This window comes from Deinococcus arboris, assembly GCF_009755355.1.
Taxonomy (GTDB): Bacteria; Deinococcota; Deinococci; order Deinococcales; family Deinococcaceae; genus Deinococcus; species Deinococcus betulae.
Genome location: NZ_WQLB01000031.1, coordinates 16,401 through 25,430 on the forward strand (window position 1 = coordinate 16,401; position 9,030 = coordinate 25,430).

Below are 9,030 nucleotides of genomic sequence, written 5' to 3' on the forward strand. Positions count from 1 at the left end.
TCACCAGTCCCGGTTCGCCGGCTTCTTCCTTTGGGCCGCGTACGCCACGTACACCTCGGTCGTATTGGCGTTGCGGTGCCCCAGAAAGTCTCGGGTCTCCAAGAGGTCCTTGGTCTCTTCGTAGAGCCTGGTCCCAGCGGTGCGCCGGAGCCCGTGCACGGCGCGGCCCGTGTGCTCGATGCCGGCCGCCTCGCACAGGCGCCTGAGGGTGTCCTGCACCCAGTCGGTACTCGTGGCTCCGAACAGGGCCGGGCCCCAGCGCGGCGTCATCTCCAGCCAGCGGTGAACGGCCTTCTCCGCCCGGCGACTCAGCCCGACTTCCCGAGTCTTCGCGCCCTTGCCCACCACGGTGACGACCGGCGGTTCTTCGTTCAGCCGGAACTGCTGACGCTGCAGGCCCATGATCTCGGCCGCGCGCAGCCCGCAGTCCGCCCCCAGCAGCACGGCCACGGCTTCCTCGGGATTGGCCACGGCCAGCAGCGCGTCCACCTGATCGGCACTGTAGAGCCGGCCCTTCAAATGCCTCGGGACCCGGTCGGCGACCGGCCGCACGTCACGCCAGGGGTCCGCCTCCGTGACGTGGCACCAGCGCAGGGCCTCATACAAGGCTTTGACGGCGGCCAAGTGCCAGACGACCGTGCTGTGGCGTTTGCCGCTGCCTTCCAGGTGGCGCAGGTAGGCCCGGCCCACATCGGCATGGGGGCGGGTCAGGGTCACGCCGGCTGGCTCGGCCCAGGTCCAGAAGGCGGTGACCGCGCCCCGGTACTGGGCGATGGTGCCCGGGCTGATCTGGGCACCGCGGCGGCCGTACAGCACCAGGTGGCTCAGGACCAGAGCCCAGACCGCGTCGAGGTCTCGGGACTGAAGCGCTTGGAACATGCGGCGCCGTCTCTCTTCCACGGGCATGCCAGCAGCCTGCTCAGCCGCCGCGGTGAGCGTGAGGCGTGCGGCCATCAAGGCGAGTTCGGAGCCCATAGGGGCAGGGTACTGGAAAGAGGGCCGCCGGGGGCCAGAAGAGTGCATAGAGCACAACTGGCTTCAAAAGAGACATTTTGCCGCTTCATCTGATCCCACTTCCAACTCTCAACTTCCCAGCCCTGAGGTCCCCATGAAACTCCTGATCTTCCTGATCGGCCTGGCCATTGGCGCCTTCCTCCAACACCGCCGCACCGAACGCGCCGCCGAACGTGAAGCCCTCGCCTCCGTTGAGAATCTCCAAAGCCAGCCCTGGTACACCCCCGACCGCAGCCCAAACGCCAGGGCCACCTTCCGCGCCTGATGCGCCGCGCTCGCCTGCGCCGCCTGGGGCTCGCCAACGTCCTCCCCGGCAAGATCCAGGTCCTTAAGCCCAAGATCCCCACCAACCGGCAGCAACGCCGCGACCGCAAGAAGCGCTAGCCCCTCTGGCCCTGGAGACCTCGCATGAAGGAAGTTGCCATCCGACCCGGACAATTCCCCCACCTGCTACTGAGCATGGCCTGCGCGCACCCCCTCCCTGTCCGCGACCTGGCCAACCGCGTCACCCGCCGGCACGGGGCTCAGCCGGCCAGCCGCGCTGCTGCCCTGCAAGCGGCCTGCCGCCTTTGCCGCGCCGGGTGGCTGGCCGCCGCCCGCGTGCGCCTCTTCGTGGCCCGCGCCTGGCGCTGGGTGCAGGTCTATGTCCTGACACCGGCTGGCGAAGAACTGCTCGACGATCTGGCGGCTGAAGGGCTGACCTTCTCACCCCCACCACTCTGGAGGCAGGCCGCATGAACCGCCTCAGCTTCGTACTCAGCACCCTGATCTCTGATGCGCGCCGGCTGCCGGTGCACGCTAGTGCCCCGTTCAAGCTCAAGGAAGGCCTCATCGTGGCCGTGCGCCTTGAAGACCAGACCCCAGTGCTGCACCTCACCCGTGACGCGCTGACGCCGCCGAGTCGCGTCGAAGCGGCCACCTGTGGGCAGGCCCTGAACTGGTGGGGGCCTCGGGTCGTAGACGCCTTGGAGAATGGGCTGCGGGCCCTCCTGGTACGTGAGGCAGTGGCCCCGACCACCGGCTTCTGCCCAGGGCGCCCCATGCACGAGCTGCCGCGCAAGCTGCCCATGCACACGCTCTGCGGCCTGGCCGTGGCCGGAGACTGGGTGACCATCCTGCAATGTGCCCAGGACCAGTACCGCTGGCGCACCATTCGTGGCCCGCACCACGGGGAGGGGGCCTACAGCCGCCTGCAGGGGTTTCTGGATGACCTGCGGGCCAATCCACGGAAAGGAAGTGAATCGGGATGATCGTCACGAAGCCAGCGCTACGCGCTATGCTGAATCCTGTCCCGGAGGTCGCCGAGCAACAGACCAAAGGGAAACCCCCCGTGGGGGCCTGCCAGCCCATAGTCCACAGAGGGTTCCGATTCCGAAGATTGTCCTTTTTCCAGTTGGAAAAGGAGGCTCTCGCCTATCGCCATGTTACGCGCATGGCGGTGTTCGGTCAACGTACCGAACGGGGTCAGCACACCCCAGGAGCGTCAGGAGTCCCTTCATGACACGGAAAGACCTCGCCCCCACGCCCACCGTGCAGGCCGTTGGGGAGCTGCATTTCGAGGGCAACATCACGCCCCACACCTTCTACACCCGCCGCGAGTTCAAGAGCGATAAAGGGCAAGTCCAGTTCCTGGCCATCGCCATCTACGCCGATGACTTGTACTGGTACCGCCCCACCGTGCACCGCGACGAGCGCACCGGCCAGGTCACCCACGTGACCCGCAAGTTCGACGCTGACCTGCTGCAGCGGGATTACATGTACTACGCCAACCTCTTCGGCGTCACCAAAGCCATGGCAAAGGCCGCCGTACAGCACAACATTCAACGGGGCCTGACCCGCCAGGAGTTCCGCACCGTCAAGGCCCGCAACGGCCGCTCAGTCCCTAACGTGATGTTCGTGGAACCTGTCGTCAGTGCCCTGCGCTGCCTGCTTCAGATTGACGAGCCGGGCGCCCCCGGGGTGCAGTGGGTCAGCGAGCCGCCGAAGCTCAACGAAAGGAAGGGCGGGGCGGAGGCCCAGGGGGGGGTATGTCAAATAAACGACATATACCTATCAAATAAACCACATACCCTCCCCCAAATAAACGAGGGGTATATGGGGTCTATTTCCCATACATATACAGAGAGTTCTTCAAAGACTTCCCCAAAGACTTTTCCAGAGAGAGGAGGAGTACAAGACCCTGCTGGGCAAGCGACGGTGCGCAGCCGAGTACGTGGCCGGACAAGCCAGGCCAGCTCCGCGCCGCACTCCTCCTCAGGAAACGCTGCGCTTCAAACCCATGAAGCTGGGCCACTGCCGGGCGAGCCGCTGACCTCCTCTCCGCCTGACGGCGGGGCCGCTCACGCGGCCGGGCAAGGCGACTTGATTCAGCCACAGATTCAAGACCAGCCACCAGCAGGCGAATCAGATCAAGCCACGGACACCGAACATGTTCCGGGCGGCAGCGCGGCGGCCGGCGGGCTGACGGTGGACACCCTGCGGCCCCTGAGCCGGGCCACGCTGGCGGCACGTCCGGTGGCCTTGCCGGAGAGCGCGACCTACCGGGGCCTGAAGGCCTTGGTAGGCAACAGCCTGCCCACTCTCCTGAAGGAATCGACCCGGACGGGTAGCCTGCCTCGCACCCTGTGGTTGCAGCTGGACCCTGCTGAGGTCGATTTGGTGCGGACGACGGCGCAGCACGAGGCCAAGGCCATGCAGGGGAACATGATCACGCTGGCGGTGCGGGGCTTAGACCGGCTGATCGGCGCGGTGAAGGCCAGCCCGGTACCCACACCAGTGGGGCCCGTGAATCACCCACAGGTAAGAACCCCGGAACCGGAGCCGGCCTCGCCCAGCGATGCGGTAGGCGTCGGGACTCGCTGGGAACACAAGAAGATCGCGGACCGCATCGTGACCGTGGTGCACCTGGACGGTGGCCATGTGGAACTGCACACGGGGGAACGGATGCTGAGTTTCCTGCTGCACAAAGATTTTAAGCGGGTGAACTGATGGGTCGCAAAGGGGAACCGGTGCCGAAGTATGTGGGCACGCATCCGGCGGAGTTGGCAACGGCCGATGCCTTAAAGGCGGAAGGCTTGAAGCCCACCGGCCAGGTGGTGGCCCTGCTGACGATCAAGACCGCGAACAGTGAGCGCTTGACAGGCCTCTTCCGTCGTTCAGAGACTGAGCTGTTATCGCCCAGTCAGCAAGCATTGTGAGCCTGGGCAGTCAGCATTTGCCGGATACACTGGAAGGTCAGCCGTACGGACGGCGAGACGATGTATCGAGCGAAATGCGGTAAAAGTGATGGCCTTGGTGACAGTGACGAGATAAGGGCCACGACACGATTTGAAGCTCTGCGAAGAGCACTTTTGAATCAGCGAAAATCCCAATATTAATTTATTCTTAATCAAAATCTAATCTTGCAGACTTGCGCAATATGAGAATTTGTAGGCTGATAGATTTAGAAGTGAGGCGCAACATTAGTTTGTGCACTTACAAATTCTCTTTCAAGCAGTCGAATGATTGTAAGAGGAAATCGCTAATAGATTAGGACTCAACACTTGGATTTTACTCCATGTGGAGAGTCTCTGAGAGGTATTACTATGTCACCAAAACTTTACGGACTAGCCACAGTTTCTGCCTTACTACTCATGAGTTGCGGTGATCTCAGGGAGCCAGAAGTGCAGCCAAATCCTGTTGCAGTTAAGAGCACCAACTTAAACACACAAAGAGTCGTTCCAGCGATTCGCGAGCCTGTAGATTACATAACCGACTGCTTGGAAAATGTCCCCAGTTCGCAAGACAGCACTACTGGTCTGGATCCAGTCACTCAGAGATCAGTACGAAGCAGTCAATGGATTAAGTCAGCTCTTGTCGCGTCCGGCTTGACTAGTGATGTTCTTGGGCAGGCCGACCTAGGTAATAGCGCACAAACGGTTGAATCCTATGTAGAAAACTGCGGACCTGGAAAACTCACAACTAAAAACTACGTCTCTAAATTAGTCCTGAAATATCGTTTGTCTGATAACGCAGTTATGAATGTAACCGTGACGCTGTCTAGTCCAAAAAATCACAGATATGAAACGTGGATGGTGGAAGGAGTTAAGCGTCTTTATCTAATGGGGACGGGTACATTCAATAATATCGACAATGGACAGCGAGTTACTTCAGTTGTAATTACTCAGCACGTATTCTCTCAGGGACAATTGCTGTACAGTGGCGCAGACGTGAGTTCCAATATTACATCTCCTGACCCTGTTCTGCAATCCAAATCAGCCCAAGAACATAGCTTTGTTTTTGATGGCAATGGTAATATAATGTCTCATTATGCTGGGGCTGGACTAGGCGCTCTAAAGCTCACAACTATGAAGGTGAGATCGCAAGGTCAAATTACCGCCCAGTCACTCTCGAGTCTGGCCATCGTTGTTACTCCTACTGATCCAAGATGTCAAACCGCAGGGACACTAAGCTCAAACACTGTCGGTGGTATTTCTGGGCAGAGCATCGTTGTCTGCCCTGTCATTGAACCTCCATTCGTTTACAACGAAGAGCCACAGTACAATTATGAGTATGCTCTTAATAGTTGTGCCAATGAAAAATACGCTGTCGATAGAGCGGAAACCGCTTTAATGACCAGCCGTTTCGGCATCTGGGCCTCGGCAACGGCTGGCGGGCTTGCCATAGGAGCAGTTATTCTGGGTGGTCCGATGGCTTGGATGGCATTCATTGGAGGAGGTGCGGTTGCAGGAGGAACCTTCTTGAGTTTTGCTCCCAATTATAAGTATCTTGAAGATGACAAGAGAAAAGCTGTCGCCGCATACAATATCTGCCTTCAGAAAAACAGAACTCATCGCGCGTAATCTAAGGAGGAAATCATGAATATCAAAACTGTTCAAATGATGATCTTACAGCTGATATTCATAGGATCGTACTCATATTTTATTTACGCGATAGAAAAAATCGACCCATTCCCATCTATTGTCATGATGTCCCTTATAATTCTAGCTAACATCATAACGCTGATATTAAACCTTATAAAAACGCCAAAGGAAATTTCGACCTAGAGGTTACTGGAGGCCTTGTGAAGAGTCAAAACTCGGCATGAGGGTTTGTAAGGCCCGCCAAAACGAGGGCGACGGGTGGAGCAGGAGCTCCTGGAGCTGATCGAGACCCAGTCGAAACACGGACATTGCACGGTGTCCGTGTTTCTTCCATTCCATGGGCTGCTTGATGGCCAGGACCTGGCCCGTTACACAGGCCCAGATAAAGGCGGTGAGGGTGCCCCAATTGCACCGCTCAATCCTGTGTCCATTGTAACATGAGTAAATGATGAGTCGGGCAGGCTGGGGGCATGACCTCCTTCTTCCTTCAGCAGCGCGTCGCCTTCGTCCATCAGGCGCTCCAGAGAGGCAGGCGGAGAGACCATAAAAGTGTGACCCCACAGAAATGTGAGGTCACACAATGACAGAAATTCAATTCAGCTCGGGCGACCCAGAAACTCCTGAATGGCGCGGTCGGCCAGATCTTGCACGCTGCATCCTTCCGTTGCTGCCCGAATCTTTAGGGCCCGGTGAGTGCTGGCAGGCAGCGCCACGTTCACCCGCTTCTCGGTCTCTGGCGCGGCCACAGCCTGCGGCACAGGTGTCCGAGTCACAGAAATGTGATCGTGTGATTCTGTGGATACAGGGCGCGGCACGTCCTGAGCACGGCGCGCGGCCTTCAGGATGCTGTTCGCATCGTTGCCCTTCTTGCTCATGCCTTGACCCCCAGTTCGTTCAGCGCCTCGCGGAAGGGCGCAAGCAAGTGCCCGGGGATCAGGCCTCCAAAGCTGCGCTGATAGTCCACCGACTTGCGCACGTGGGCCACCACTGGGTAGCCCAGCTGGGCCAGCGCGTCGGGCATCGCGCGGCTTACCCCGTCGTTTTCCAGACGGTTCAGAACAAAGCCCAACTGCACCCCATCCGGCAGAGTGACCTCGCTGAGGGCCGTGACCGTTTCCTCCAGGCGGTCCACTTCACCCGAGCCGGGCAGCAGCGGCACGAGCAACACCTCGCTCTGCTTAGCTGTGTCCTGCAGCGTGCGCTTGTCATTCGGCGGGGTGTCCACGATCAGGAAGTCCACGGCGCCGATGGTTGTGGCCTGCATGGGACCCACCACGCGGTAGGGCAGGGCCGTGCCTGCCTCCTGAGCGTTGTACGCCCAGCTGGTGGCCGTGCCTTCCGGATCTCGGTCCAGCAGGGCCACGGTATGCCCCGCCTCGCCCAGCACCTGGGCCACGCCAATCGAGGTCAGGGTCTTCCCCACCCCGCCCTTCTTGCTCAGCACGCTGATGGTTTTCATACATCGGTGATTTTACACAAACACAGAAGTCCAGAAAACCAGAAATGTGATTGTGTGAAATTACGGCAGGCGAGAGCATGAGCCGCTACGGGACGTTCAGCACGCGGGCAGACGCTGAGGCGTATCTGGAGCGCGTCAAAGACCCGGCCCGCCGCGCGCAGGCCCGTCAGGACCTGGGCCTCCCCACGGGGCCAGCCAGCCTGCCCGACACCTATCTGCCGGCCAGCCACAGCAACGGTTACCTGACCGAAGCCCTGTTCCAGGCGGACGTGGTGCGCAACCTCACCGCCTTCGGGTGGGCCGTGCAACAGACCCTGCTGGGCAGCGCAGGCAATGGCTCGGTGTATTACACGCCCGGCTGGCCCGACTTACAGGTGTACCGCGCCCCCCGCCGGCTGTTCTTCCTGGAACTGAAGCAGCCGGGGAAGAAGCCGAGTGAGGCCCAACTGGCTGCCCATGCCCGATTGCGTCTCGCCGGCTTTCGCGTGACCGTCGCCTACACCCTTGACCAGGCCCTGGCCGCGGCCCAGGAGGAACTGTGCGCACCCAGCTATTGATCGTTCCAGCGCCCCTGACGTTGCCCGGTGAGTTTCAGGGCACGGTGACCCTGCGCGCCACGCCCGATGGAGGGGCCGACCTGCTGGCCACGGGGGCCGGCACCCAGTTCAACCGTCTGGCGCCCCACGCCCTGGACGCGCTGCGGGACTGGCTATGCGAATTGCGGGGCCTGCCCAGCGGGGGAGGGGAGAGGTGAAACGCTGGCTGGATCGGCTGTGGGCTCTCTTGGAGGCCTGGGCTTCGGAGGCGTGTCCTGTGTGCGGGGGCCTGTGCATTCTTCCTGGCGCCTTGCCAGACACGGTGTACGGGTGTGTGCGCTGCCCCGCCTGCCAGGGAACGGGGAAGGTGGCCCGAGGTGAGTAAGCCGCTGGCCCTCACCCCAGAAGAGGACGCGCGGCTGTGGGCGGCCGGTGCGTCGCACCATTACGAGCACACGGCTGCCGCCCTGCGGGTGCGCTACCGCCTGCACCTGACGCCCGCGGAATACTTGCGCCTCTGCCAGGCGATTGTGGTGGCCCTGCCCCGCTTGGAGCTGGACGCGGTTGCTGGTACCGGCCGCCGCGTGTTCCTGATCTATCCCGTGCTGGGCCGCTGGACCGAGCTGATCTATGACCTGGACCGGGAGCTGATCATCACGGCCCTGACGCCCAGACCCATGCCCCTCAAAGGCCGGGCGCGGCGCAAGATCGAGCACTTCCGGCGCCGCGCGCACCCCAGGGGTGGCAGCCGCCCCCCGAAGGACAACCCATGACCCTGATGCCAATTCCCTGTCCGCATGTCCAGTGCGGCGTGACCCTGAGCGTGCACGCCTGCACTCCGAACGGCGAGCAGGCCCGGTGTGGCGCCTGCCGGGGCCGGGTGGCCTTCGAGGGCGGCGCGCTGCGGGCGATCAGTCTCTTTGAGGATGCCTACGAAGCCCTTGACGCGTTCCGGCGGAGTGTGGCCCAGGCCGTGCATCTGCTGATCGTGGCGGTGCGCCAGCGGCTGTCTTCACTGCGCCCCGTGCCTTCTGAGCACGTGCCCCAGTCGCAACCCTGCACCCTGCACCTGGCCCTGAGCACGCCGGCCCGGCTCTCTCTGCCCACCCTGGACCGCCGCCCCCTTCGTTCTCCGGCCACGCGCCGCCGCTGAGGTTTT

13 protein-coding genes and 1 pseudogene are annotated in these 9,030 nt (G+C 61.5%); 10 read left to right on the top strand and 4 right to left on the bottom strand.

What is annotated here, in order from left to right:
- Nucleotides 1-975, bottom strand: a complete 975-nt coding sequence (locus tag GO986_RS17875) for a tyrosine-type recombinase/integrase (protein WP_198170800.1) — start codon at nucleotides 973-975, stop codon at nucleotides 1-3.
- A 133-nt stretch (nucleotides 976-1,108) separates the two neighbouring features.
- Here GO986_RS17875 and GO986_RS17880 point away from each other — a divergent pair, with 133 nt between their 5' ends.
- The 6 genes from GO986_RS17880 (at nucleotide 1,109) to GO986_RS17905 (ending at nucleotide 5,855) form a co-directional block, all read left to right on the top strand.
- Complete coding sequence (locus tag GO986_RS17880; RefSeq protein ID WP_157460667.1) at nucleotides 1,109-1,279, top strand: hypothetical protein; 171 nt, start codon at nucleotides 1,109-1,111, stop codon at nucleotides 1,277-1,279.
- Nucleotides 1,280-1,422: 143 nt separating this feature from the next.
- Nucleotides 1,423-1,752 carry a hypothetical protein gene (locus GO986_RS17885; protein ID WP_157460668.1) on the top strand — a complete coding sequence of 110 codons (330 nt, stop codon included), beginning with the start codon at nucleotides 1,423-1,425 and terminating at the stop codon, nucleotides 1,750-1,752.
- Complete coding sequence (locus GO986_RS17890) at nucleotides 1,749-2,264, top strand: hypothetical protein (RefSeq protein ID WP_157460669.1); 516 nt, start codon at nucleotides 1,749-1,751, stop codon at nucleotides 2,262-2,264. Before GO986_RS17885 ends, GO986_RS17890 begins: the two co-directional genes overlap by 4 nt.
- A 247-nt stretch (nucleotides 2,265-2,511) precedes the next feature.
- Entirely contained in the window at nucleotides 2,512-4,002 is a 1,491-nt protein-coding gene (locus GO986_RS17895; RefSeq protein ID WP_157460670.1) for a hypothetical protein, read from the top strand.
- 20 nt (nucleotides 4,003-4,022) lie between these two features.
- Nucleotides 4,023-4,211: a hypothetical protein gene (locus GO986_RS17900; RefSeq protein ID WP_369409452.1), complete on the top strand. Its 189-nt coding sequence runs from the start codon at nucleotides 4,023-4,025 to the stop codon at nucleotides 4,209-4,211.
- Nucleotides 4,212-4,598: 387 nt separating this feature from the next.
- Nucleotides 4,599-5,855: a hypothetical protein gene (locus tag GO986_RS17905; RefSeq protein WP_157460672.1), complete on the top strand. Its 1,257-nt coding sequence runs from the start codon at nucleotides 4,599-4,601 to the stop codon at nucleotides 5,853-5,855.
- Nucleotides 5,856-6,062: 207 nt separating this feature from the next.
- Here GO986_RS17905 and GO986_RS17910 read toward each other — a convergent pair.
- The 3 genes and pseudogenes from GO986_RS17910 to GO986_RS17920 form a co-directional block, all read right to left on the bottom strand.
- A pseudogene (locus GO986_RS17910) lies at nucleotides 6,063-6,266 on the bottom strand (IS4 family transposase); the annotation flags it as partial.
- A gap of 206 nt (nucleotides 6,267-6,472) precedes the next feature.
- On the bottom strand, nucleotides 6,473-6,649 hold the full coding sequence (locus GO986_RS17915) for a hypothetical protein (protein ID WP_157460673.1): 177 nt from the start codon (nucleotides 6,647-6,649) through the stop codon (nucleotides 6,473-6,475).
- Nucleotides 6,650-6,747: 98 nt separating this feature from the next.
- The gene (locus tag GO986_RS17920; protein WP_157460674.1) at nucleotides 6,748-7,335 is read right to left on the bottom strand and encodes a ParA family protein; all 588 of its coding nucleotides are present in this window, start codon (nucleotides 7,333-7,335) and stop codon (nucleotides 6,748-6,750) included.
- 77 nt (nucleotides 7,336-7,412) lie between these two features.
- Here GO986_RS17920 and GO986_RS17925 point away from each other — a divergent pair, with 77 nt between their 5' ends.
- The 4 genes from GO986_RS17925 to GO986_RS17940 all read left to right on the top strand — a co-directional run bounded on the left by GO986_RS17925 (nucleotide 7,413) and on the right by GO986_RS17940 (nucleotide 9,024).
- Nucleotides 7,413-7,892, top strand: a complete 480-nt coding sequence (locus tag GO986_RS17925; RefSeq protein ID WP_157460675.1) for a VRR-NUC domain-containing protein — start codon at nucleotides 7,413-7,415, stop codon at nucleotides 7,890-7,892.
- A complete protein-coding gene (locus tag GO986_RS17930) occupies nucleotides 7,874-8,089 on the top strand; it encodes a hypothetical protein (RefSeq protein ID WP_157460676.1) in 216 nt (71 codons plus the stop codon). The genes GO986_RS17925 and GO986_RS17930 overlap by 19 nt, the downstream gene beginning before the upstream one ends.
- Before the next feature lie 159 nt (nucleotides 8,090-8,248).
- A complete protein-coding gene (locus GO986_RS17935) occupies nucleotides 8,249-8,644 on the top strand; it encodes a hypothetical protein (RefSeq protein ID WP_157460677.1) in 396 nt (131 codons plus the stop codon).
- Complete coding sequence (locus tag GO986_RS17940) at nucleotides 8,641-9,024, top strand: hypothetical protein (RefSeq protein WP_157460678.1); 384 nt, start codon at nucleotides 8,641-8,643, stop codon at nucleotides 9,022-9,024. Before GO986_RS17935 ends, GO986_RS17940 begins: the two co-directional genes overlap by 4 nt.
- The last annotated feature ends 6 nt before the right edge of the window (nucleotides 9,025-9,030 follow it).